This is a genomic window from Nocardia vinacea (assembly GCF_035920345.1).
GTDB lineage: Bacteria > Actinomycetota > Actinomycetes > Mycobacteriales > Mycobacteriaceae > Nocardia > Nocardia vinacea_A.
Map to the genome: position 1 here is coordinate 2,436,126 of NZ_CP109149.1, position 23,006 is coordinate 2,459,131.

Sequence of the window (23,006 nt, forward strand, 5' to 3'; positions counted from 1 at the left end):
GAAAAACTGGGTACCCCCGCCCACTTGGCGGACAAGTGTCAGTTCTCGTGCGTCGAATCGGATTCTCATTTGATCTATCGGAAGGCAGCATGCCGATAGCTCGAGCCGTAGAGGCCGCACCCCTGCTGAATACTGTTGAGAGACAATGGGATCCAATGCCGATCGCGCAGACCGACCGGTTCGAGGCCGCGTACGTGGCCAATGTGCGGTTGAGCGACGGTGCGGCGGCAGGGCCGTCGACGAGTTGATGGCCACGCAGCAGATGACCTATCGAGAAAAGTGAGTACGCCGAGTGAATATCGAACCTGAAATCCGCACGGCTGCAGGAGTTGTGCGTGGCAGGTGGGAGAACGCAGTCGCCGTCTTCCGGGGCATCCGCTACGCAGAGCCACCGATCGGTGCACGCCGGTTCGGAGCCCCGGTCCCAGCACAGCGCTGGGATGGCGTGCGCGACGCACTGGAGTTCGGCCCGCCTGTTCCCCAAGCGAGCAATGCCGGTTCGGTGATGTCGTCGGTGTCCGGGCGCACCAGTGACGGTTCCGAAGACTGTTTGACCCTCAATGTGTGGTCACCCGACCTCGGTGCCGTGAGACTGCCGGTGATGGTGTGGATCCAGGGCGGCACATACCTGGAGAACTACTCCGCCAACCCGCATTGCGATGGTGCGAGGCTCGCCGGGGCCGGTGTGGTGGTGGTCAGCATGAACTATCGCGTCGGCGTGGACGGCTTCGCCCGCATCGTCGGTGTCCCGGACAACCGCGGCATTCTCGACCAGATCGCGGCACTGCGGTGGGTCCAGGAAAATATCGCCGCATTCGGCGGCGATCCGGACAACGTCACCGTCTTCGGCCAGTCCGCCGGTGGAGCGTGCATCGCTGCTCTGCTTGTTATGCCGATGGCGGCCGGGTTGTTTCGCCGTGCGATAAGTCAGAGCATGCCGGGCACCTACTTCTCCGAAAGGCTCGCCACCGCGATCTCGACGACGATCGCCGCGCAACTCGGCGTGCGGGCCACCATCGGTGAGCTGGCCCGTATCACGCCACGCGCACTGACCGACGCGACGGACGTGGTGATCCAGAAGATGCCGGAATTCGTCGAATCGTGGGGACCCATGGCGCTCACACCCACACCGTTCTCACCTGTCATCGACGGCACCCTGCTCCCGGAGGCGCCATGGCGTGCGCTCGCCCGCGGCGCGGCACGCGACATCGACCTGCTCATAGGGCACACCCGTGACGAATACCGGCTGTACACATCACGGCCCGGCGGCGAGCCGACCGATGCGCGCATAACCGCAGCATTCGACCACCTCAGGCCCAGCACAGATGGCAACGGGCTCTATCGCACCGCCTATCCGGACGCCACACCCGGCCAACGATTCGAAGTTCTCAACTCCGACTGGCTGTTTCGGATGCCCAGCCTGCACCTCGCCGACGCCGCGCACGCCGGCGGCGGACCCGTGTGGCTCTGGGAACTGGCCTGGAGCTTCAACTCCGAACAGGGCGCCTCGCACGCCCTGGACTTCCTGCTAATCTTCGGCACCCTCAGCCCCGACGAGGTTCGCGCCCACCGCTGCGCGCACCCGAACGCCGCGAACGAGATCACGCACGTCTCACACCGTATGCGCACCGACTGGGTAACCTTCGCGACCACAGGCGATCCGGGGTGGGCGCCCTACGATCCGCACACCCGATCCACCCGCGTCTACGACACCGAGCCGACCACCCAGCCCTACCCTGAGGAACGCTCGCGCCGCATCTGGTCCACGCACCGGTTCGACACCCTCGACCTGCTTCATACCGAATAACAGGTGTCATGTCACTCGGCGGCCAGCGCGAACCGCCCGGAATCCGATATGACAAGTCAGAGGGCCGAAACCCTCGAACATGCTGGGTGCAAACCGATTCGGGTCGACACAGCATCGCGGAAGGTGTGGCGCCCGGAACGGGAGGAATGGTCTACGCGTTCACCAGCACCTCCGCGCGCGAGGGCGGTATTCGATGCGGCTAGTTCTCAGGGAATTCGATCTCGGGAGTCTGGTCGGCATCGAGCCGAGGAATGTCACGCCTTCGCCCTCGGCGTCGAAGCGGGCGATCCGAACGCCTTCCGGTTCGTAGAACACATCCCCTGGCCCGAGTACGGACTCCGGTCGGCCGTCGATCTGGTAGATCACCGAGCCGGATTCGACGCTGCCGAATACCGGGCCATTGTGGACGTGCAACCCAGCAGCATGGTTGGGGGCGATGGTGATGCGCCGGACCTCGACCCAAGGTGTGCAGCGCGGGCAGTGGTTGGTCGAGCGGATGATCGGCGGGGCATCGACGGCCTCCGCAGCGGCGTACTCCGCGTCGGTGACCGGGGCACCGGCTTCGGGCTCGGTACCGTCATCGGATAGTTCCTCGATGGCCAGATGGGTCATGGCGGTGGTGGATGTGGCTCCGTGCCAATGCCATTCGCCGGGGGCGATGTGCACGGTGTCGCCGGTGCGTACGGTTTCGACGGGTCCGCCGCGACGTTGGACCAGACCGGCGTCTTCGGTGACGATGAGCACTTGGCCGAGGGGATGGCGGTGCCACACGGTGCGAGCACCGGGGGCGAAACCAACGCTGTCGATCTAATGGACGATCGTATGGCCAGCGGTTGGCTTCGCGAGGAGGCTACTCACTCCCTATCCCTTTCAACATATATCGCACCCTGGGTCTTGCGGCAAGGCCCCGGTCGTGCTGCAGAATCTCCAGCCGAAGCCAGTACTTGCGGAAATCAAGGCGGTGCGGGTGGGTCTCGCGGGATGTCGAACCGCTGGTGGCGGGACGGGGCGAAGCTGCTGGCCCACAAGCAACTTTGTCGAAAGAGGGGTTCCATGATTGATGTGATCGTTGTCGGCGGCGGACCGACCGGCGTGATGCTGGCCGGTGAGTTGCGGTTGCACGGCGTGCACGTGGTCGTGCTGGAGAAGGACGCGGAGCCAACCAGGATTGAGCGCTCGATGGGCCTGCACGCGCGCAGCGTCGAGGTGATGGACCAGCGCGGACTGCTGGAGCGGTTCCTCGCGCTCGGCCAGCAGTACCCGCTCGGTGGTTTCTTCGCCGGCATCATCAAGCCCGCGCCGGACCGGTTGGACACCGCGCATCCGTACACCCTCGGCATCCCGCAGACCACCACCGACCGCCTGCTGACCGAGCGCGCCGCAGAGGTCGGCGCAGAGATCCGGCGCGGCTGCGAACTGGTCGGGCTGAGCCAGGACGAGGACGGCGTGGCCGTCGAGCTAGCCGATGGCACCCGACTGCGCTCTCGCTACCTCGTCGGGTGCGACGGCGGCCGCAGCACGGTGCGCAAGCTGCTCGGTGTGAGTTTCCCCGGCGAGCCCGCCAGGAAAGAGTGGCTGCTGGGTGAGGTGGAGTTGACCGCGTCGCCGGAGACGGTGGCGGCGGTGGTGGCCGAAGCCCGCGAGACCCACAAGGGCTTCGGCGTCGGGCCCATCGGCGACGGGGTCTACCGCGCCGTCGCCCCCGCCGCCGGAGTGGCCGAGAACCACACGGTCCCGCCGACCCTGGACGAGCTGAAGCAACAGATCCGGGAGGTCGCCGGCACCGACTTCGGCGTGCACTCGCCGCGCTGGCTCTCCCGATTCGGCGACGCCACCCGGCTGGCCGAGCGGTACCGGGTCGGTCGCGTGCTGCTGGCCGGCGACGCGGCGCACATCCACCCGCCGATGGGCGGGCAGGGGCTCAACCTCGGCATCCAGGACGCGTTCAACCTCGGCTGGAAGCTGGCCGCCGAGGTCGACGGCTGGGCACCGGAGGGGTTGCTGGACAGCTACCAGACCGAACGGCACCCGGTGGCCGCCGACGTGCTGGACAACACCCGCGCGCAGGTCGAGCTGACGTCCCTCGAACCGGGTCCCCAGGCGGCGCGCCGACTGATGTCCGAACTGATGGACTTCGAAGAGGTGACTCGGTACCTGATCGAGAAGATCACGGCGATCGGGATCCGCTACGACGTCGGCGAGGGGCATGAGCTGCTCGGCCGGCGGCTGCGGGACGTCGGACTGAAGCGCGGGCGCCTCTACAGCCTGATGCACGGCGGCCGCGGGCTGCTGCTCGACCAGACCGGCCGGCTCTCGGTGGCGGGCTGGGCTGATCGGGTCGACCATGTCGTCGATGTCAGCGAGGAACTGGAGGTGCCCGCGGTGCTGCTGCGGCCGGACGGGCATGTGGCGTGGGTCGGTGACGATCAGCAGGATCTGATCGGCGTGCTGCCGAAGTGGTTCGGCGCCGCCGTCAGCTGAGCGAACAGTTGCGGCCCGGGAGGCTTCATTGCCCTCGGCCCACGCCGGCTCGGATGCTAGTGCACCAGCCGCAGACGCTCGGCTGTCACACGAATGAAGCTCTGCCGCACCAATATTCACTCCGCCAACCGAAGCCACCGGTCCGTGGTCATGCGGACCGGTGACTTCGGGCTCGGACTGCGTTCAGATTGCCGCGTCACCGGGTGACGAACTGGGGCTCCACGTCGCCGATTGCCACGAGGTGGCGGCGACGGCTGGGCAGCATCATGGTCGGGTGGGAGATGCTCCAGGCCGCGGACGCGCAGATGAGCTCCTTGATGCGAGCGCCCATCCGGCCCATGGCCACCTTGGACGTGGGCTGATCGTCGGCAGTCACCTTCTGGACGATGCCGTCGCGGCGGCCGAGGCTGATGCACTGGCTGGCGTAGCCGATCGGGGCATCGGGAACCTTGCGGCCGGTCAAGCGCGCGGCAATGGCGTCGGCGCCCTGCCATGCCATCGGGGTTGCGGTGGCGCAGCCCATCCGCAGTGGTTTGCCGCCGACTCCTTCGGCGTGCGCGGCGTCGCCGACGGCGTACACATCCGGATGCGAGACCGAGCGCAGCGTGGCGTCGACAACGATTCGCCCGGAGTCGGACACCGCCAGGGTGGTCGCGGCCGCGATCGGGTGCACGGTGAAACCCGCTGTCCACACGGTCATTTGGGCCGGGATGTGCTGGCCCGAACGCGTGACCACACCATTCGCGGTGACCTGCGTGACGTCGGCGTGCTCGTGGACGGTGATGCCGAACCGCTCGAAAGCGCCGCGCAGATAGCGCTGGGCCTTCTCGTCGAGCCAGTCGCCGACGCCGCCGCGCGCGGCGATCGCGACCTCGAGGTCCGGGCGTGCCTCGGCGATTTCGGCGGCCACTTCGATGCTGGTCAGACCACCACCCACGATCAGCGCGGTCTCGCCCGGCCGCAACTCGTTCAGGCGTGCCCGCAGCCGCAGCGCCGCCTGCTTGCCGGCCACGTTGTAGGCGTGCTCGGCGACACCGGGGACGCCGTAGTCCGCGATGGTGCTGCCGAGGGCGTACACGAGGGTGTCATAGCCGATGTTCTCCCCGGTCAGGTCGACGGTCTTACGGTCCACATCGACCGCGGTGACCCGCGCGATCCGGACCTGCACGCCGGTGCCCGCGAAGACGTCGCGCAGCGGGCGAGCGGGCAGATCTTGCCCGCTGGCGAGCTGGTGCATGCGCACCCGTTCGACGAATTCGGGGTCGGCATTGACCAGGGTGATCTCGACGTCGTCGCGATGCAGCCGCTTGGCGAGGCGTCCGGCGGTGATGGCTCCGGCGTATCCGGCTCCGAGGACGACGATGCGGTGCTTCATGGTCTTACTCCTGTCTCGGTGGGTTCGCTTCCTGAACCGGACAGCGGCACGAATGCTGACAGGAGTGGACTGTGATGTGGGTCACCAGGATTCGAGCAGGGGTGCTCCGTGTTCGGAAGTCGCCCACCGGCGGGTGGCCCGTTCGAGTTTTTCGGGGTTGGCCTGGCCGTGGATAGCCGCGATGCCGTCGGAGGTCACCTCGAGCGACACGATGCCGACGACCCGGTCATCGACCACCATCACCAGCGCGGGCCCGCCGTTGGCGATCGCGGCGAACATGGCGGGCCTGCCGCCCAGCTTGTTCCGTTTGCCGTCGGTCGGCTTGATGGCCAGACGCAGGAACCGCGCGACGCGCAGCGCGCCGATGAGCGGCCTGGTGAGGGTCGCGATGAAGGCGCCGCCGTCGCCGATGCTGATGGCGTCATCGGTCAGCAGGCTGATCAGCGTCTCGGTCCGGCCGCTGACCGCCGCGGCGAGGAACTCCTCGACGATCCTGTGAGCCGCGGCCTCGTCGACCTCCACGCGAACCCGGTCGGTGGCCAGATGCTGCTTGGCGCGCCGGTAGATCTGCTGGCAATTCGACTCGGTGATATCGAGCATCTCGGCAATCTCGTTGTGCGCGTACCCGAATGCCTCGCGCAGCACGTACACCACGCGCTCCTTGGCCGAGAGCCGCTCCATCAGCGTGAGCATCGCGATCGACACCGATTCACGCTGCTCGACGGTATCGGCCGGGCCGAGCATCCGGTCCCCGGCGAATACGGGTTCGGGCAACCACTGGCCCACATACGTCTCCCTCCTGGCCCGCGCCGAGGTGAGCTGGTTGAGGCACAGATTGGTGAGCACCTTGGTCAGCCACGCCTCGGGCGTCTCGACATAGTCGCGGTCGGCGGCCTGCCAGCGCAGAAACGTCTCCTGCACCGCGTCCTCGGCATCACCGGCCGACCCCAGCAGCCGGTAGGCGATCGCCTCCAAACGGCCCCTGGTGCTCTCGAACAGATCGACCTCATGCGTACCGAGCGACATCCGACCATCGTCGGGCATGTGCGCGGGCCGCGTCCACTCGTCCCGTGGTCGGCCGGTTTTCCGGGCCCGTCAGGAAACACTTGCGCAGATAGGGAATGGTGGGACGGTGCCGAACATCAGTCTGGATCGGGTCAGTGCGAGCCACGGTGAAACGTCGATACTCACCGACATCTCCGTGACGTTTCCGGGAGGTCGGTGCACCGCGGTGGTCGGGCCGAGCGGGACCGGCAAAACCACGCTGCTGCGGCTGCTCAACCGGCTGGACGAGCCGAGTGGCGGCAAAATCCTGCTCGATGACATCCCGATCACCCGGTTCCCCGCGCCGGACCTGCGCCGCCGCATCGGGTTGGTGCCACAGCGACCGACACTGCTCACCGATTTCGTCGCCGATGAGATCCGGGTCGGCCGTGCCGATCTCGCATCCGATCGCATCGATACGCTGCTCGCCCGGGTGGGGTTACCGGGCTTCCGTGATCGGCGCTGTCTCGAATTGTCCGGCGGTCAAGCGCAGCGGGTGTGTCTGGCGCGGGCGCTGGCCGTCGAACCCGAGGTGCTGTTACTCGACGAACCGACCTCCGCACTCGACGCGGAATCCGCTGCAGCGGTGGCAACTCTCATTCGCGAACATGCCGCGTCCGGCGGCGGTGTCATCCTGGTCAGCCACGACACCGTCTTCGTGACCGATGTGGCCGACGACACCTGGACACTGCAACACGGGCATTTGTCGCCCGGCGATGAACGGAAACCTCAGTGACAGAACAGCTTTCCGTACCCGGCTGGCCGGGTGTGGCGACCTCGCTGGTGCTCGTCGCACTGGCCGCCGCGATCGCCTACCGTCAGCGATTGCATCTGACTCGCGAGCTACTCATCGCCGCCACCCGCGCCGGAGCCCAGTTGGTCGCGGTCGGCGCCATTTTGCTGATCCTGTTCCGGCACACCGGATTACCGGGTGCGCTCGCCTGGGTCGTCTTGATGGTGCTGATCGCCGGGCAGGTGGCGGGCCGACGTGGCCAGGGTGTGCCGCGGGCGCGCCGAGCCGCGACCATCGGGGTCGGCACCGGGTCGGCCATCACCCTCGGCGCTCTCATTCTGCTCGGTGTGATTTCCACGCAGGCTCGCGTGGTCGTCCCGGTCGGCGGCATGATCGTCTCCGCCGCCATGCAGGCCACCGGTATCGCACTGCGTCGACTGCGCGAGGATGCTCGCAATGTGCGTCCCGCCATCGAAGCCCGCCTGTGCCTGGGTCTTTCGGCGCGCGAGGCTTTCCTGCCACACCGGCGGTCCGCACTGCGCACCGCGCTGATCCCTACGATCGACGCGACCAAGGTCGTCGGACTGATCAGCCTGCCCGGCGCCATGACCGGCCTCATCCTCGCCGGTGTCGACCCACTCACCGCCATTCGCTATCAGATCGTGGTCATGTACATGCTGCTCGCGGCCACCGCTCTGGCCGCGCTCACCGCGGCACGTGTCGCCGAGTCCTATCTGTTCGACGATGCCCAACGACTGGTGCCACTTCCCGACTGACCCGTGTTGCGAGCACACCGGAATCGCCGAGTCGCTGCGGCGGGTCGGAAATCGCCGGCGAGCGCATAGTCTTGGTCGTCGGCGGTAGGCCGGTCCGGCCGGGTGGATGGGAGCGAGCGGGTGGGCGATGCGGTGGTCGCGGTGCCGGAGTCGGTGCGCACGGAGTTGCGGCGCGGCGTGCGCAGTGTGCTGGTCGATACCGTGGCGCTGCGGTTGGTGCGGGAGCGATTCGATGATGAGCAGGCCGGGGCGTTGCGGCGCTATCTGGAGGCGTCGCAGTCGGCGAATACGTTGCGGGCGTACCGAACCGATTGGATCGCGTGGGCCGGATGGTGTGCGGCGGAGGGGCGGCAGGCGTTGCCTGCGGATTCGCTCGACGTCGCGGTATACCTGGCGGCGGCCGCGGATGCGTTGCGTCACAGTGACGATGGGTCGCAGCGGTGGGCGTTCAGTGCGGCCACGCTCGAACGCAAGTCAGCGGCCATCGCGGCGGTGCACGCCGCCAACGGATTACCCTCGCCCACGCGCTCCGATGTCGTTCGACTGACTTTGCGCGGTATCCGCCGGACCCGCCGCACGCAGCCGAAACGCAAACGCCCCGTCCTGTTGCACACCCTCGAACAACTGCTCGCAGGGCTGCCGGAGCCGGGCTGGCCCACCGAGCCCGCGCGCAGCCGCGACGCGCTGGCATTGCTCGTCGGATTCGCGGGGGCATTGCGCCGCAGCGAACTCGCCGGATTGCGGATCGCCGATGTGCGAGTCGATCTCGACCACGGCACCGGTGAACCGCTGCTGCTCGTGCAACTTCCGACCACCAAAACCGACCCCACCGGCATCGCGGAACAGCGCGTCGCACTCCCCCGCGGCCAGCGCCCGCACACCTGCCCGGTCTGCGCCTTCGCCGATTGGATCCAGTTGCTCGAGGTGCATCACGCGCACGGGGATATCCGCGCCTGGCTCGCCGAGGCAACTTCCCCATCTCCGGATATCCACCGCTGCCACGGCTACCAGGGCACCGCACTCGCCGAAAACGACACCCTCCCACTGTTTCCCACCATTACCCGGCACGGCAGCATCGCCGCCGCCGCCATGTCCGGCCGCGCCATCGCCGAACTCGTCAAACGCTATGCCGCACGCGCCGGACTCGATCCGGACCTCTTCTCCGGACACTCACTGCGCGCCGGATTCGCCACCCAGGCCGCCCTCGGCGGGGCCAGCGACCGCGAGATCATGCGACAGGGCCGATGGTCCAACCCCCGCACCGTGCACAATTACATTCGCACCGCAAACCCGTTGGAGGACAACGCCGTCACCAAACTCGGCCTTTAGGGCGTGCACGCTGATCGACAAGGGAGGGACACATGAACGAGTTGCCGATGCTGTCCGCCGTCCAGATCGCAGCGGATCGGGTTCTGCTGCGCAAGGCGCGCGACACCGATCGGGAAAGGCTCATCGAGCTACGGACCGAACCGGAGGTCGGGGCCTACATCGGCGGCCCGCGTCTGCGGGAGGATGTCGAGCAGTTCCCTCGAGAGCGTGCTCGCGGCTCCCTCCAGCATCGTCGTCGCCTCGACATCGGTCCAGTACGGAGGAGTCAGCACCAGCGCGCCCGCAAGCCCCAACTCGGCCAGCGCTACGCGCCGATTCACATAGGGCAGCCCCATCGCTGACCATCCGTCGAGGTCCAGCACATCGAAGGCGACCAGTTGAACATCTCTGGTACGCGTCAGCGAGATCTAGGCAGCAAAGTCTCGGTGATCGGCTATGTGGTGTGAGGTGCGCGGCTCGGGGGGCGCTGTGTTCGTCTGGGCCGCGATCGCGAAAGTGGCTGATCGCAGCGCAACCCGCACGGCGGTAGCCGATTTCGGAGTGCCTACCCGGCTGGAGGCCGATTGGGACAGGGACCCGGCGCAGATGTGCGCGGAAATTCCACTACGGGTTGGACCGCGTGCTGGACGGACTCGATGCGCGCCGAAATGCTCGACTCACCCTGAGTGGGTGTGGGTTACCACAACCGAACCCCCGTATCGGCTACGGTTCACGTCGCACCAACCTGCGTGATCCCTCATGTCGAGAGGCGAAGTCAGTTGTCGGTGAACCTGTTCTGGCGTTCGATGTCTGTAGTGGCGGTGTCCCTGCTGATGGCTGTGCCGGCATACAGCCAGGCGGACCTGGTGGACGACGCGCACCCGATCGGGTTGGACCGGTTCTATCACCAACAGCTCGAGTGGAAACCTTGCGGCGTCGAGAATATCGACAAGGCCGGTGGTGAGTGTGCGGATGTACTCGTGCCGCTCGACTACGGGAATCCCGACGATCGCACGATGACCGTGGCGATTTCACGGGTGAAGGCCGGCGATCCGGTGCAGCGGCGGGGAATTCTGCTGTCCAATCCGGGCGGTCCCGGTGGGGAGGGGCTGGACAGTCTCGATCTGCTCGGTGATGTGCTCTCGCCGGAGGTCTTGGCGAGTTACGACCTGATCGGCATGGATCCGCGCGGAGTCGGCGAATCCGGTCGGAGTCCACGGTGCGGGTGGCCGGTAGGCGAGATGATTCGGTCGGCGGGTCTGGATCCGCTGGGATTCGTGCACGACACCGTTCAGTCCGCGGGGATGGCCGCGACCTGCCTGATTCGTGATCCGAACAAGCTGAGGCAGTTCACCACTCGCAACACCGCGCGTGACATGGACATTGTGCGAGGCGCCCTGGGTGAGGAGAAGGCCAACTTCTATGGCGTCTCCTACGGCACCTACCTCGGGGCCGTGTTCACGCAGATGTTCCCCGATACGATTGACCGCGTCGTGCTCGATAGTGCGATCGACCCGGACCGGTATTGGGAGGGCTTGGTTCAGGATTGGGGTCCGGCAGACGAGATCGCGCTGGACGACTGGGCCGGCTGGGTTTCCGGTCGGGATGACGAATTCCGGCTCGGTACGACTCCGCAGCAGGTGCGGGCGAAGATCGAGGACCTCGTTCGTATAGCCGCGCGCCAACCGATTGTCATCGATGGGTTTGCCATTGACGATCACTGGCTTCCGTTCATCCTGCATGGATTGCTGATGAACTTCCGGCTGAACGAAGCAATGGCCGCCACTGTGCGGGAGATCGCCGATGCCGCGGGTGGTCCGCCCACTACATCGCGAACACCCCGGCTTCGTGCCATCGTGGAGGCGCTGCGCGACAATGAGAATTCGGTGCTTGCACAGATCGCCTGCGGCGATGTCGGAGCACCGATTGATCCGACCTGGTACTGGCGCAACATCGAAGAGACTCGTGCCACGCAGCCGGTTTTCGGCGCGCTGGCGAACAACATCCAGCCGTGCGCCTTCTGGCCTCGCCCGGTCGAGCCTCCGACTGTCGTCCGGAATTCGGTGCCCGCGCTCATCCTGCAGGCGACGGGAGATCCCCGAACTCCCTATGCCCATGGCGTCCGATTGCATCAGGACATGTCCGAGTCGCGGATGGTGACGCTGCAGGATGTCCGTATCCACATGACATTCCGGCCCGAACTCAGCGGCTGCGTAAACCATGCGATCAACACATACTTCAGCGTGGGAACCATGCCGGATACCGACATCACCTGCTACGCGGATCATTCCACGCCCTAGCTCGCACCACTGCCCCAGGATGATCGGACCAGCGGATCGGTCAAGCGGCGACCGTGACGGTTTCCTCGGCGAGGTGCGGTACAACTCCGCATACCGGCCGTCGGCGGCCAACAACTGAGTGTGGGTGCCGCGCCCCACGATTCGACCGTCCTCGAGCACCAGGATCTGGATCGGCCGCGCGAATCGTGGACAGGCGGTGTGCGATCACCAGGGGCGGTCCGACCGTCCAGCGCTTCCGCGAGCGCCTCCTGCACGGCGGCTTCCGAAGTCGAGTCCAGCGACGCCTCGTCTAGGATCACCACCCGCGGCCGGGCACCGAGGTGTTCAGTGCGGGCCGTTGTTCAAGATTCTGCGGGCAGTTTTCGTGATTTCGGCGCGTAGGGTTTCGGGGTCCATATCGGCGAGGAGCGGGTGCATGACGGCGACTGCGATGGAGCCGGAGAGCATGACTGTCGGTACGCGGGTGTCGGTGGTGTTGTCGCCTGCCATCACGGTGAACAGCCGGGTGAGGAAGTCCAGGAAGGGTTTGTGTTCGGCGAGGAGCCGGACGATGACGGGGTCGAATTGGAGTGTGCCGACGAGGCCGCGGTCGCGGATGGCGAGGTCGATGACGCGGTCGAGGAGCATGTCTCGGGCGTGGGCGCTGTCGGGTTCGGCTTCGGCGGCGTCGAGGGTTGGTTCGAGGCCGGCGAGTTCTCGTTCGGTGACGGCGATGACGAGGTCTTCCTTGACCTTGAACTGGTGGTAGACGGCTGCTTTGGTGACCCCGAGCGCGTCGCCGATCATCTGGAACGAGGTGCCGCTGACGCCGTGTCGGGCGAACAGTTCCAGGGCGGCATCGAGGGTCCGATGCTGCGCCTCGGATCGCTTCCGTTGCAAACTGCTCGCAGGTGGGACGCCGGTGGACACCCTGTCGAGGGTAGACGGGTGATCAGTGGTATCCGTCATCACCTATCCGGATGTGGGACGGGCGGCTGGTCGCGGGTCCTGGTTCATGTGCCGACGAGCCAGATACCGACGAGGTAGGTCCCGAGCAGGCTCACCGACATGATCACGATCCACAGATCGGTGAGGCGGCACAAGATGGCGGGTGCGTGTCCGACCTCCATGAATTCCCGGAAGATGATGCGCACCTTGACGATGGCGATGGCAATGGCGGCGACGGTGGCCACCCTACTAGCGGTGACGGTTCCGTCGTTGTCGGCGGAGTGGTCGATAAGCAGGTAGGTCAGCGTCAAGCCCGACAGCAGCAGCCATACCGCGAACAGTCTGCTGTTGAATACTGATTGCACCCGGTCACCTCACGACATAGAGCAGGGAAAAGATCAGGACCCACAGGAAATCGACGGTGTGCCAGTAGGTGGCACCGGTCTCGATGAGCTGCTGTGACCGTCGTGCGGGGCTTCGGATTTCGTGGATCACCACGCTCATCACGACGATGCCGATCAGGACATGAGCGCCGTGGATTCCGGTGAGGAAGAAGTAGTGGCTGAAGAAGTCACTGGTGGTGAATCCGTTGCCCAACCGCAATTCCCGGTGCCATTCGACGATCTTCGAAGCCAGGAATACCACTCCGAACGACAGCGTGAGCACGGCGTTGACGAGGGCCGGGCGGTAGCGGCCGGCCCGGGCGGATTGGACGCAGCGGGCCACCGACCAGGAGCTACTCAGAATCACGATGGTGTTGAAGATCCCGAAACCCAGCTCGAGCTGCGCTTGTTCGTGCAGGTAGCTGTCCTGGTCGCGGATTCGCGCGATCAGGTAGACGACGAAATAGGCGGTGAATATCAGGGTTTCGAACAGAACGAAGGCCCACATATCCGGCTGACCGGGAAGGTGGCGCGCCGGTTTATCCGTGGTGTGCTGGTCCGGGGATTGTTCGGTAGTGCTGGTACCGGCAAGGTTGGTCATGCGGGGGTCCTCACCGGATCGGTCGGTGCGGGGTGTTGTTCGGCCACCGAGTCGGGTAGCGGGCCGGTGCCGAAATCTTCGCGTTCGATCAACTGCTCGAGCAGGGTGATGAAGACGACGGTGTAGACACCGAAGACGACCATGTTGATCCAGAACGCGATCGCGCCGTTCCAGGCGAAGACACCACGTTTGAAGATCCATGCGGGCGCGACGACGATTTCGGTGAGGGCGTTGCAGAGGTTGAGGTAGGCGAACCATTTCGGGAATACGCGATTCTTGTCCAGGAGTATCGCGATCATCCAGATCAGGGTTCCGATCAGGAATACGCCCATTGTTCCGGTGAACGATAGGAACCCGAGGTCGTAGAGCCAGTATTGCAGCTCGGGGTCGCGCTCGGGGCGCATGGCGCCCACGGTCAGCACGATGCACATCAGCACCATGCCGGGGATCGCGGCCAGCGCGTAGAGCACGAGGTAGGAGTAGGCGAATGCGCGACTGACCGACATGCGGCGCATCGAATAGGCGATGAGCGCGTTCTGCTGTGCGGTCATGCCGGTGACGAGCAGGATGAGGCCGAAGCCGATCAGGATGCCCCAGTGGTGGTCGTGGAACCAGCGCACGACCCGGTCGGCGTCCCATCCCGGATGCGGTGGCGGTTGGGTGCGCGAGAGGATGAAGTAGGCGACGGTGTAGAGCTGGTAGAAGATCACCGTCACCCACCACGCGAACCAGAGTTCACGTTTGGGGTTGTGGCGGTAGTGCCACGCGAACCGTGCCAACAGCGAATTCGGAAGTGGCGGCACGGTAATCGGGGTTTCGGTCGGTATGGCCGGTGCGCTCATGCCGTCACCTCGTCGGAGACACGCTGATCGGTGACCGGGTCTTCGGCGCCGGTATCTTCGGCGCGCCGCTGGTAGACCTGCCTGCCGATGACCACGCCCATCACCACGATCCAGACCGCGATGGCGATGTTCTTGACCCAGAACGGGAAAAGCCCGTTCCAGGCCATCGCACCGGTGAGCGCCAACCCGGTAAACGTCGCGGGCGCGAGCGCTATCGCGATGACGACATTGAAATGAGCCACCCAGGTCGAAAAGACCGGGCGGGGTTGCTGATCGGTGTAGATCGCCAGCGCCAGCAGCAGGCTCTGCATGATGAGATACGGCACCTGCACCGTGAATGTCACCCACGCGAGATCGTTGAATAATTGTGTCAGCTCCGCGGGCCGGTCCGGGCGGAACGCCGCCAGCAGCCAGAACAGGTTGGCGCACAGGAATATCGCGGGCCCACCGGCAGCGCATGCCAGCATGCAATAGGAGTAGATCGGTGTCCGGTGCGCCATTTTCCGCATCTGGATCACCAGCAGCATCACCACGGGTATGAGGCAGATGCCGAACCAGTTGAACATGATCATGCTGTACCGGATGCGCGTGAGATTACCTGGGTCACGATAGAAATCGGCGACCTGCTGCGCCGACATCGCCGGTGACATCGGATGCACGAAACCCGGGAACAGAAAGAATGCCGAAATCCACAGCACTGCCATCACCGGCAATGACCAGAACAGAATCAACTCACCATCAGTGCGCCTCATAGGTTGACTCCCTCTCGTGAATCGCGGGCATTCCGAAATGGGCAGGCCGAAACCGGCACATGTTCAATGGATCGGAAGCATGCGATAAATACGCTCCCGGCTTTGCGAGATCGACGGGAACGTAGGTTAAGCGTCGTTAACGGATCTCTACTCGAAAAATGAGGCTAGACGATCGTCTAGCCTCAGTCAATGGGTGATCACCTCCGACATGACCGGCAGCGAGGGGACTCGGTGCACCGACGCCGACCGAATCACCAAGGCCCACAGGGAGCGTGTGGGCGGCTCGGCGAACTAGGCTGGCACGGTGACGCCTTTCACTGTGGGTCGGACGATTGTGGTGCGGGACATGATCTTCGAGCGGCCATTCACCGAGTGGCCGCAGCGAGTGGTGGCGGATCGGGGCGATGAGTTACGGGTGTTGCTGACGCCGGGAACCGAGGGGATGGGGCCGGAGTTGTGGATCAGGTCCATGCGGGAGGGCGATCGGGGGGCGCGCGGGCGGTTGCTGGAGGCGTATGCGCGCCGGGCGTGGGAGATGGGACCGTGGGTGTGGCAGCACACCACGCGGCTGGCGATCATGTATGCGGATCGCTATTTCGCGATTGCCCCGATGTGGAACGAGCGAGGCGAATTCCTGTGGTGGTACGTCAATTTCCAGTTGCCGTTCACGCGGACCGCCGACGGCGTCGACACCAGTGATCTGCACCTGGATCTCATTGTCGAACCGGATCTGAGCTATCACTGGAAGGACGAGGACGAATACGCACTCGCCATTCGGCTGGAGCTGGTGCCCGAGCAGTGGCAGCGCGCGATCGACGGCGCGCGCGAACAAGCCCTGGATATGGTCGCGCGCCGGGCCGGGCCCTTCGGCGAGGATTGGCGCGCGATTCCCGGGTAGCCGAAATCAGTCCTGGATGCGCCGCCAGGGGCGTTCGGATTCGAGGGCGAAGGCGATTTCGAGTAAGGAGCGTTCGTCGCCGTGGGCGGCGGAGAATTGCATGCCGATCGGGAGGCTTTCGCTCGAGGCGCCCATGGGCAGTGAGATTGCGGGCGTGCCTGCGACATTGTTCAACGGGGTGAAGGCGACCCAGGAGATGAGGCGCGCGAAGAGTTCGCCGAACGGGACGGTCGGGTTCAGGTGGCCGAGTTGCGGAGTGGTGTGGACCAGGACCGGCGAGAGGATCAGTTCGTGGTCGCGGAACATGCCCGCGTAGGCGCGACGCACTTGTGAAAGGCGGTAGAGGATGGCGGGTGTTCGCGCCATGGACTTGCGATACAGCGCTCCGAGTCCGTGCGTGAACGCATCCAGATCACCCGGCTGGAACCGCGGATCGATCGCGAACTTCCCGCCCGCCTCGATCAGGAACGCCAAGAGTCCCCAGTAGGTGGTGAAGTCGTCGACGAAGCGTGGCGAGACCGGCAGCGTGATCGGAAGTACCTCATGACCCATCTTCTCCAGCAGCGCGACGGTGTCGTCGAGGACGGCCCGGGTCTGCGGGCAGGTTTCGTTACCGGTGATGGAATCGGCGATCACCCCGATCCGCAGCCGTCGCCGCGCCGGCCCCTCGACCAGACCGACCGGCGGCAACTTCGGATTGCGCCAATGACGTTCGGCCGCAGCGAAATACGTTGCGGTATCGCGCACCGATCGGGTGAGCACACCTTCGGAAACCAGATTGATCGGCATCGACCGCGCCTGCGGACCGTCGACATGCCGCCCTCGGCTCGGCTTCAACCCGACCAGACCACAACACGCGGCCGGAATCCGAATCGACCCGCCACCGTCATTGCCGTGCGCGATCGGCACCACACCCGCGGCCACCAGTGCGGCCGCACCACCCGATGACGCACCCGGTGAATAGTCCGTATGCCAGGGATTGCGCGTCGGCTCGGCCGCGGCGAATTCGGTGCTCGCGTTCAAACCGAACTCCGGTAGCCGACTCTTGCCCAGCACCGACATCCCGGTGCTCAGAAACTGTTTCGCATACGGCCCGTCCTCGGCGGCGGGCCGCCCGACGAACGCCGCGGTGCCGTGATTGGTCGGCAGACCGCGCACATCGGTGTTGTCCTTGACATACGTCGGCACACCGAACAGCGGCGCATCCGGATCACCCGCCGACAGTGCGGATTCCGCCGAGACCACAAGGGCGCGCAATGTCGGATCGACCTGCGCGGCCCTCGCTCGCGCCGCCTCGGCGACCTCGGCTGCGCCGATTTCGCCTCGACGCACCAGTTTCGCAATCGTCACCGCATCGTGGTCGGCAAGCACATCGTCGCTGAAGGCATGGAATCGCATATCCGGATTCTGCGCGCTGCGATACCGACCACGCACCGTTTTGGACAAGCGACCTGTCGACGGAGGTCCCGCACGGCGTCGGATATCGTTCGACTGCAACGTAAGCGAGGAGATCGACAATATGAATGGCTCGACCGGCGTCCCGCTATGCCTACTGGCCGCAGGTGTGCTGAGTTTCGTTCCAGCACAAACGGCTTCGGCGGATGCACTGCCGGATCAGTCCCGCACGGTCACCACCGAGGACGGCTGGCAGCTCACGGTCACGAAAACCGCCGAAAACCTCGATCGGGTTCCCAATCTCGCCGAGACCGCTTTCACTCGAGAGGGCTTCGTCAGTGTGCGCGCGGCCGCCGATATCACCGGTGCGGGCGGTGTATCGGTCAACTCCGGCACGCTCACGCTGGGTTACCAAATCGGTTGCCAGATCGATGTTTCCAACGGCATCTCGCTCGGGCTCGCGGCGTCGGTCGGACCGAACGTCAACGTAATGGTCGCGCCGACTCCCGGGCTGAGCGTCGGCATCGGGGCCGCGGCACTGCCCAGCGTATCCACCACCTTCAAACCGGGCACGATCACCACCATCCCGTTCGGCACCAAAGCCCTTGCCGGACCGCATGGTTCGATCACCACCGATCAGGTCCAGATCAAAATCGATGCCTGTATGGGGCCGGTCAGCCTGCGCTCGTATGTGATCGCGACCACTTCCACCGATACCGCCGACAATTCGGTCGCGGTGTACGGCGATCCGATCTGGTTGTGATCGCCATGCCCCTCGCATCCCGCCGAGCCGTCCTGGTCGGAGCCGCAGTCCTTATGATCGCCACGAGTGCGCTGTCGACCGTCACCCATGCGGCGCCGATCATGCCCGCCACCTGCGGCGAATCCGATGCCCCCGACTGCCCCGAACCGACCCCCGACAAGACTCGGGGCATCGTTCCCGCACCGGCCGCACCGCCACTGCTCACACCGGCCCTACCGCCGCCACCCGCCAAGCCGGGTTCGCCCGCCGCCGCATTGACCCCACCAGTGCCGGTCCCGCATCCGGGCGCGCCGATCGTGCCTGCCGCGGAGTGAATTCAGCTGCGGCGCAATTCGAAAATGCGGAAGGTGCGCCCGCCGGACAGCTCACATTCCATTTCGTAGCCCGGCCAGAACTCGACCGCCAGATCCCAGGCCCGTTTGCGGTCCATACCGGTGACCTCGCTGACGGTCACCTCGAACCGGTCACCTTTCCGCCGGACAATGGCGGTGTCCGCCGCCCGCAGGTTTGCCGACCACACCGGATGCTTGGGGCTGCCCCAGTTGGAGCCCACCAGCAGCAAGTCGTCACCGCGCGGCACATACAGCAACGATGTGGTGCGCGGGATCCCGGTTTTGCGGCCCGCGACGGTGAGCTCGATCGACGGCAAACCCGCCAGATCGAGCACGCCGCGCCGACCACGGCTGACCCGCCGCACAAACCGTTCCAGCCGCATCACTATCGGCGCCGTGCGCATGACCCAGCGTTTCTGCGCGATTCGGCGAGCTACCGCGGGCAACGGATTCGACACCATAGTTCGAAATCCTGACAGAAATCCGAAATCGGACCACAGCCGGGACCGCCCGTTGAGACCAGCCTCACCCGCGCCATCACGAAACGCGCTCGACCGTGGCCGGGGGCCGAACAACGGCCACATCCGGTAGCTCACCGTCGTACGGCTCGATCTCGACCAGCGCCAACTGTCCGGCGCAGCTCTGACTCAGGGTCGATGCGGGACGGTCCGCGGTGAGCACATTCGGGTTGCCGTGCCGACAGAAGGTGGGGTCGGCCGGATCCGGGTCATACCAGGCGCCCGTCGACAGCTGCGCGACCTGCGGCCGGACCGCGTCGTCGACGACCAGCCCGGCCAGGCAGCTTCCGCGATCGTTGAAGATCCGCACGATATCCCCGTCTCGCAGACCTCGTGCCGCGGCATCGTCGGGATGTAACCGCACCGGTTCCCGCCCACCGATTTTCACCGACTGACTGTGCGCGCCGACATCGAGCTGACTGTGCAGTTTGGTGCGCGGCTGATTCGCGACGAGCTGCAGCGGGAATCGTGTCGCGGCGCCCAGCCATTCCTCCGGTTCCAACCAGACCGGGTGGCCCGGGGTATCGGCATAGCCGAACCCGTCGATCGTTTCGGAAAAGATCTCGATCTTGCCGCTGGGTGTGGTCAGCGGGAAGCGCTCCGGATCCGCACGGAAATCTGCGAACAGCACCTGCTCCGGATCGGGCACCGCGACCGTGAACGACTCGCTGTCCCAGAACTCGTCGAACTCCGGCACCGCCGGATCGTCGAGCCCAGCGCGCCATTGCTGGTACAGATGCCGCAACCATTCCTCGACGGTGCGTCCCTCGGTGAATTCCTTGCCGACACCGATGTGTTCGGCCAGTTCCGCGAAGATCGCGTAGTCGTCACGGGACCGCCCGTGCGGCCGGGTGAGCGCCTTCATCGGGAAGAACTCGTGATCGTTCTGCCCGGAGCCGAAATCGTCGCGTTCGATGCTCATGGTCGCCGGGAGCACTACATCGGCGTGGCGCGCGGTGGCGGTCCAGAACGCATCGTGCACGACCACCGTCTGCGGCCGGGTGAACGCCGTGTGCAGTCGGGCCAGATCCTGGTGGTGATGAAAGGGATTCCCGCCGCACCAGTACACCAACTTGATATCCGGATACACCAGTCGCATACCGTTGAAATCGAAGGGCTCCCCCGGATTCAGCAGCATATCGGCGATTCTGGCAACCGGAATGAACGTCGAAACACCATTGCCGCCCTGCGGGAACCTCGGCACCGACTGTCCGCGCGCTGGTTCACCGACATGAGCGCAAGACCCGTAACTGTGCCCGAATCCCCCACCCGGCAGACCGATCTGGCCCAGCATCGCCGCAAGCACCACCCCGAGCCACAGCGGTTGCACACCGTGCTCGGCACGCTGCAATGACCAGCTCACATTGATCATCGTGCGCGCGGCAGCCATCTCCCGCGCCAACGAACGGATCCGCCCGGCCGACAACCCGGTGATCCGTTCCGCCCACGCGGGATCCTTGACGACGCCATCGGATTCGCCACGCACATAACCGATGAACCGTTCGTACCCGACCGTGAACCGATCCAGAAAATCCTTGTCCGCCAACCCATCCGCATCCAACACCTGGGCCAGCGCCAGCATCAGCGCCGCATCGCTGCTTGGCCGCAGTGCGATCCACTCGGCCGCGGCCTCCGCCGGAATGTCATCGCGCAGCGGGCTGATCGATACAAATCGGCAGCCGCGCGCCCGCGCCGCCGCGATCCAGGTCCTGGTGTTGTGCCGCGACACACCACCTGGCGACACCACGGAGTTCTTCGGCGACAGCCCACCGAAAGCCACCACCAACTCCGTGTGTTCGACAAGCACGCTCTTCGCGGTCGCGTGCCCCTCGAACAGCCCCATCGAGCCGATTACATGCGGCAACAACACCTGCGAGGTCCCAAGACTGTAGCTGTGCACACTCCGGACATAACCGCCGAGACAGTTCAGAAACCGATGCACCTGACTCTGCGCGTGATGAAATCGCCCCGCACTCGACCACCCGTACGACCCGCCGTACACGGCTTCCGCGCCGTACTCGCCGTAAACCCGATTCAACTCACCGGAAACCAACTCCACCACGGTCTCCCACGACACCGGAACAAACGGCTCATCGCCGCGCCCAGCCGCACCCGGCCCGTGCTCCAACCACCCCTGCCGTACATAAGGCTGATCGATCCGCGTCGGATGATGTTGTGCCGAGGCCACATTCTCGATCAATGCCGTCGGTTCCGGATCCCCGCGCCATGGACGCACTGCGGTCAACCGCTGCCCATCGCTCTCGGCTTCGAACACTCCCCAGTGCGTCAGATGCGCGGCCATCACCCCACGGTAGCCCGGCCCACCGACAGGTTCACTTTGTTATGAACGCCGCGCTGGTCCGCGGCTTTTGCCCGCCCGGCAATCTCAGATGCAGATGCTGAAGCTGAAGAAGGGACCCAGCGGGACGTTGAAGCAGAAAACGACCGAACCGAGCGTAGGTGTAACCGGTTCCGCCGATGCCGTAGGAGCGGCAAGAGCGCCAACAGAGACGGTGATGGCGATCGCGGCGATCGCCGAGGCAATTCTGGTGGTCATTAGGACGTTCCTGACTGATCGACGATGAAGATGCCCCCGACCAGAAATCGTTACCTCTACGATCATCCGCTGATCCCCTAGCAGGCACAAGACCGCGCATCGACTCGCCAATTGATGCGCGGTCGGGCAGTGCACCGCCCGACCGCGATCCGGGCCAGACTCAGGATTCGGATTCGATCGGCAGGCCTGCTTCGGTCCAGTCCTGGATGCCGGCGCGGTAGGCACGGACGTTCGCGTACCCGAGGGCGCGCAGTTTGACCGCGACTACCTCGCTGTTCTGGCAGGCGTTGTTCGAGCAGTAGGTCACGATGGGTGCGTGCTGGTCCGGAAGCAACCGCGCAGCGCGGGATTCCACATCAGCTTCGACCAGGGTGAGCGCACCCGGCAGATGCGCTTTCTCGTAGTAGCCCGCACCAAGGGTGTCCAGGACCGTCACCGTACCGGCCTCGATCGCGGCGGCCAGTTCGTCACGGGCGATGACTGTGGTCATAGATTTCCTTCCTAACCATGCACAATTTTATGTGCGTGCGCACGCTATTATATGCGTGCGGGTGCACGCAAGTGGTTAGAATCGGCCCGTGACGCAATCGGAGCAGCACCGCCAGTCGGCCGCCAGCGCATGGTCGGCACTACTACGGGTGCACGCGAACCTCGTCCCCCGCCTGGATGCCGAACTGCGCAGGGGCTTCGGACTCCCACTCGCGTGGTACGACGTGCTGCTCGAACTCGACGGCGTCGAACCACTGCGCATGACCGATCTCGGCGAACGCGTCGTACTCAGCCGCACTCGGGTCAGCAGGCTCGTCACCGAGATGGCCGCCGCGGGTTTGGTCGCACGCGAATCCAATCCCGACGACGGCAGATCCGCATTCGTCGCCATCACCGATGTGGGCCGCGAGCGTCTGCACGCAGCCGCGCCCGGCTATCTCGCGGGCATCGAGCGATGCTTCGCCGACAAGCTGGATCCGGACGAATTGCATACACTCGCCGCTACTCTCGGCAAGATCCTGGGCCCAACCGATCTCGCCGTCACACCCCAGCGGACTTCATAACCCGCAAGTCTGCATCGACTGCCAGTCGGCATGATTCAAACACTTTGGCAGTCAATGCAATCCGCGTCACATCCGCGCACACGGTGGCATCATTTCTGAAACACTGACACTTCACACTGGCCTGTACCTTTGATTACAGGCACATCGAGCGTGCACCCCCGG

The 23,006-nt window shown here is 65.3% G+C and carries 24 protein-coding genes and 1 pseudogene; 11 read left to right on the forward strand and 14 right to left on the reverse strand.

Annotated elements, in window-relative coordinates:
• The first annotated feature begins 292 nt into the window (after nt 1-292).
• Complete coding sequence (locus tag OIE68_RS11545; RefSeq protein ID WP_327099375.1) at nt 293-1,807, forward strand: carboxylesterase/lipase family protein; 1,515 nt, start codon at nt 293-295, stop codon at nt 1,805-1,807.
• 159 nt (nt 1,808-1,966) lie between these two features.
• Here OIE68_RS11545 and OIE68_RS11550 read toward each other — a convergent pair whose 3' ends face one another.
• Nucleotides 1,967-2,551 (reverse strand): cupin domain-containing protein, encoded by a 585-nt coding sequence (locus OIE68_RS11550; protein ID WP_327099376.1) that lies wholly within the window; start codon nt 2,549-2,551, stop codon nt 1,967-1,969.
• 309 nt (nt 2,552-2,860) lie between these two features.
• On the opposite strand from OIE68_RS11550, the gene rox reads away from it, so the two are divergent.
• Nucleotides 2,861-4,288 (forward strand): rifampin monooxygenase, encoded by a 1,428-nt coding sequence (rox, locus tag OIE68_RS11555; RefSeq protein WP_327099377.1) that lies wholly within the window; start codon nt 2,861-2,863, stop codon nt 4,286-4,288.
• Nucleotides 4,289-4,484: 196 nt separating this feature from the next.
• On the opposite strand, the gene OIE68_RS11560 is transcribed toward rox, so the two are convergent.
• Together OIE68_RS11560 and sigJ are read right to left on the reverse strand one after the other, a co-directional pair.
• Entirely contained in the window at nt 4,485-5,663 is a 1,179-nt protein-coding gene (locus OIE68_RS11560; protein WP_327099378.1) for an NAD(P)/FAD-dependent oxidoreductase, read from the reverse strand.
• An 81-nt stretch (nt 5,664-5,744) separates the two neighbouring features.
• Nucleotides 5,745-6,689 carry an RNA polymerase sigma factor SigJ gene (sigJ, locus tag OIE68_RS11565; RefSeq protein ID WP_327099379.1) on the reverse strand — a complete coding sequence of 315 codons (945 nt, stop codon included), beginning with the start codon at nt 6,687-6,689 and terminating at the stop codon, nt 5,745-5,747.
• A gap of 106 nt (nt 6,690-6,795) precedes the next feature.
• Between sigJ and OIE68_RS11570 the strand changes: the two genes are divergently transcribed.
• The 5 genes from OIE68_RS11570 to OIE68_RS11590 all read left to right on the forward strand — a co-directional run bounded on the left by OIE68_RS11570 (nt 6,796) and on the right by OIE68_RS11590 (nt 11,824).
• The gene (locus tag OIE68_RS11570) at nt 6,796-7,443 is read left to right on the forward strand and encodes an ABC transporter ATP-binding protein (RefSeq protein WP_327099380.1); all 648 of its coding nucleotides are present in this window, start codon (nt 6,796-6,798) and stop codon (nt 7,441-7,443) included.
• Nucleotides 7,440-8,216 (forward strand): ABC transporter permease, encoded by a 777-nt coding sequence (locus OIE68_RS11575; protein WP_327099381.1) that lies wholly within the window; start codon nt 7,440-7,442, stop codon nt 8,214-8,216. Before OIE68_RS11570 ends, OIE68_RS11575 begins: the two co-directional genes overlap by 4 nt.
• 120 nt (nt 8,217-8,336) lie before the next feature.
• Complete coding sequence (locus OIE68_RS11580) at nt 8,337-9,545, forward strand: site-specific integrase (protein ID WP_327099382.1); 1,209 nt, start codon at nt 8,337-8,339, stop codon at nt 9,543-9,545.
• A 32-nt stretch (nt 9,546-9,577) separates the two neighbouring features.
• A complete protein-coding gene (locus OIE68_RS11585) occupies nt 9,578-9,886 on the forward strand; it encodes a hypothetical protein (protein ID WP_327099383.1) in 309 nt (102 codons plus the stop codon).
• 471 nt (nt 9,887-10,357) lie between these two features.
• On the forward strand, nt 10,358-11,824 hold the full coding sequence (locus OIE68_RS11590; protein WP_327099384.1) for an alpha/beta fold hydrolase: 1,467 nt from the start codon (nt 10,358-10,360) through the stop codon (nt 11,822-11,824).
• A 72-nt stretch (nt 11,825-11,896) separates the two neighbouring features.
• Here the strand turns inward: OIE68_RS11590 and OIE68_RS11595 are convergent.
• The 6 genes and pseudogenes from OIE68_RS11595 to OIE68_RS11620 all read right to left on the reverse strand — a co-directional run.
• A pseudogene (locus OIE68_RS11595) lies at nt 11,897-12,138 on the reverse strand (ABC transporter ATP-binding protein); the annotation flags it as partial.
• A gap of 10 nt (nt 12,139-12,148) precedes the next feature.
• On the reverse strand, nt 12,149-12,733 hold the full coding sequence (locus OIE68_RS11600) for a helix-turn-helix domain-containing protein (RefSeq protein ID WP_327099385.1): 585 nt from the start codon (nt 12,731-12,733) through the stop codon (nt 12,149-12,151).
• An 83-nt stretch (nt 12,734-12,816) separates the two neighbouring features.
• Nucleotides 12,817-13,116 carry a cytochrome C oxidase subunit IV family protein gene (locus tag OIE68_RS11605; RefSeq protein WP_327099386.1) on the reverse strand — a complete coding sequence of 100 codons (300 nt, stop codon included), beginning with the start codon at nt 13,114-13,116 and terminating at the stop codon, nt 12,817-12,819.
• A 4-nt stretch (nt 13,117-13,120) separates the two neighbouring features.
• Nucleotides 13,121-13,735: a cytochrome c oxidase subunit 3 gene (locus OIE68_RS11610; protein WP_419150696.1), complete on the reverse strand. Its 615-nt coding sequence runs from the start codon at nt 13,733-13,735 to the stop codon at nt 13,121-13,123.
• The gene (locus OIE68_RS11615; protein ID WP_327099387.1) at nt 13,732-14,577 is read right to left on the reverse strand and encodes a hypothetical protein; all 846 of its coding nucleotides are present in this window, start codon (nt 14,575-14,577) and stop codon (nt 13,732-13,734) included. The genes OIE68_RS11610 and OIE68_RS11615 overlap by 4 nt, the downstream gene beginning before the upstream one ends.
• The gene (locus OIE68_RS11620; protein ID WP_327099388.1) at nt 14,574-15,329 is read right to left on the reverse strand and encodes a hypothetical protein; all 756 of its coding nucleotides are present in this window, start codon (nt 15,327-15,329) and stop codon (nt 14,574-14,576) included. Before OIE68_RS11620 ends, OIE68_RS11615 begins: the two co-directional genes overlap by 4 nt.
• A gap of 304 nt (nt 15,330-15,633) precedes the next feature.
• Here OIE68_RS11620 and OIE68_RS11625 point away from each other — a divergent pair, with 304 nt between their 5' ends.
• Complete coding sequence (locus tag OIE68_RS11625) at nt 15,634-16,227, forward strand: DUF402 domain-containing protein (protein WP_327099389.1); 594 nt, start codon at nt 15,634-15,636, stop codon at nt 16,225-16,227.
• A 6-nt stretch (nt 16,228-16,233) separates the two neighbouring features.
• Here the strand turns inward: OIE68_RS11625 and OIE68_RS11630 are convergent, their stop codons facing one another.
• Nucleotides 16,234-17,625: an amidase gene (locus tag OIE68_RS11630; RefSeq protein ID WP_327099390.1), complete on the reverse strand. Its 1,392-nt coding sequence runs from the start codon at nt 17,623-17,625 to the stop codon at nt 16,234-16,236.
• Nucleotides 17,626-17,746: 121 nt separating this feature from the next.
• Here OIE68_RS11630 and OIE68_RS11635 point away from each other — a divergent pair, with 121 nt between their 5' ends.
• Complete coding sequence (locus OIE68_RS11635) at nt 17,747-18,385, forward strand: MspA family porin (protein WP_327099391.1); 639 nt, start codon at nt 17,747-17,749, stop codon at nt 18,383-18,385.
• A 53-nt stretch (nt 18,386-18,438) separates the two neighbouring features.
• Nucleotides 18,439-18,699, forward strand: coding sequence for a hypothetical protein (locus OIE68_RS11640; RefSeq protein WP_327099392.1), 261 nt, complete (start codon nt 18,439-18,441; stop codon nt 18,697-18,699).
• A gap of 2 nt (nt 18,700-18,701) precedes the next feature.
• Here OIE68_RS11640 and OIE68_RS11645 read toward each other — a convergent pair whose 3' ends face one another.
• The 4 genes from OIE68_RS11645 to OIE68_RS11660 form a co-directional block, all read right to left on the reverse strand.
• Nucleotides 18,702-19,178 carry a nitroreductase family deazaflavin-dependent oxidoreductase gene (locus OIE68_RS11645; protein ID WP_327099393.1) on the reverse strand — a complete coding sequence of 159 codons (477 nt, stop codon included), beginning with the start codon at nt 19,176-19,178 and terminating at the stop codon, nt 18,702-18,704.
• 76 nt (nt 19,179-19,254) lie between these two features.
• Nucleotides 19,255-21,537, reverse strand: coding sequence for a molybdopterin guanine dinucleotide-containing S/N-oxide reductase (locus OIE68_RS11650; protein WP_327099394.1), 2,283 nt, complete (start codon nt 21,535-21,537; stop codon nt 19,255-19,257).
• An 84-nt stretch (nt 21,538-21,621) separates the two neighbouring features.
• Entirely contained in the window at nt 21,622-21,792 is a 171-nt protein-coding gene (locus OIE68_RS11655; RefSeq protein WP_040690364.1) for a hypothetical protein, read from the reverse strand.
• 160 nt (nt 21,793-21,952) lie between these two features.
• Entirely contained in the window at nt 21,953-22,282 is a 330-nt protein-coding gene (locus tag OIE68_RS11660; RefSeq protein WP_327099395.1) for a rhodanese-like domain-containing protein, read from the reverse strand.
• Between the two features lie 88 nt (nt 22,283-22,370).
• Here OIE68_RS11660 and OIE68_RS11665 point away from each other — a divergent pair, with 88 nt between their 5' ends.
• Nucleotides 22,371-22,844 carry a helix-turn-helix domain-containing protein gene (locus OIE68_RS11665; RefSeq protein ID WP_327099396.1) on the forward strand — a complete coding sequence of 158 codons (474 nt, stop codon included), beginning with the start codon at nt 22,371-22,373 and terminating at the stop codon, nt 22,842-22,844.
• Nucleotides 22,845-23,006: the final 162 nt, after the last annotated feature.

Excerpts from the sequence above, each read along its gene's own strand:
- OIE68_RS11655 (WP_040690364.1), bottom strand. The coding sequence starts at position 21,792 with ATGACCACCAGAATTGCCTCGGCGATCGCCGCGATCGCCATCACCGTC.
- sigJ (WP_327099379.1), bottom strand. The coding sequence starts at position 6,689 with ATGTCGCTCGGTACGCATGAGGTCGATCTGTTCGAGAGCACCAGGGGC.
- OIE68_RS11660 (WP_327099395.1), bottom strand. The coding sequence starts at position 22,282 with ATGACCACAGTCATCGCCCGTGACGAACTGGCCGCCGCGATCGAGGCC.
- OIE68_RS11615 (WP_327099387.1), bottom strand. The coding sequence starts at position 14,577 with ATGAGCGCACCGGCCATACCGACCGAAACCCCGATTACCGTGCCGCCA.
- OIE68_RS11630 (WP_327099390.1), bottom strand. The coding sequence starts at position 17,625 with ATGCGATTCCATGCCTTCAGCGACGATGTGCTTGCCGACCACGATGCG.
- OIE68_RS11650 (WP_327099394.1), bottom strand. The coding sequence starts at position 21,537 with ATGGCCGCGCATCTGACGCACTGGGGAGTGTTCGAAGCCGAGAGCGAT.
- OIE68_RS11620 (WP_327099388.1), bottom strand. The coding sequence starts at position 15,329 with ATGAGGCGCACTGATGGTGAGTTGATTCTGTTCTGGTCATTGCCGGTG.
- OIE68_RS11640 (WP_327099392.1), top strand. The coding sequence starts at position 18,439 with ATGATCGCCACGAGTGCGCTGTCGACCGTCACCCATGCGGCGCCGATC.
- OIE68_RS11635 (WP_327099391.1), top strand. The coding sequence starts at position 17,747 with ATGAATGGCTCGACCGGCGTCCCGCTATGCCTACTGGCCGCAGGTGTG.
- rox (WP_327099377.1), top strand. The coding sequence starts at position 2,861 with ATGATTGATGTGATCGTTGTCGGCGGCGGACCGACCGGCGTGATGCTG.
- OIE68_RS11645 (WP_327099393.1), bottom strand. The coding sequence starts at position 19,178 with ATGGTGTCGAATCCGTTGCCCGCGGTAGCTCGCCGAATCGCGCAGAAA.
- OIE68_RS11610 (WP_419150696.1), bottom strand. The coding sequence starts at position 13,735 with ATGACCAACCTTGCCGGTACCAGCACTACCGAACAATCCCCGGACCAG.
- OIE68_RS11560 (WP_327099378.1), bottom strand. The coding sequence starts at position 5,663 with ATGAAGCACCGCATCGTCGTCCTCGGAGCCGGATACGCCGGAGCCATC.
- OIE68_RS11590 (WP_327099384.1), top strand. The coding sequence starts at position 10,358 with ATGGCTGTGCCGGCATACAGCCAGGCGGACCTGGTGGACGACGCGCAC.
- OIE68_RS11585 (WP_327099383.1), top strand. The coding sequence starts at position 9,578 with ATGAACGAGTTGCCGATGCTGTCCGCCGTCCAGATCGCAGCGGATCGG.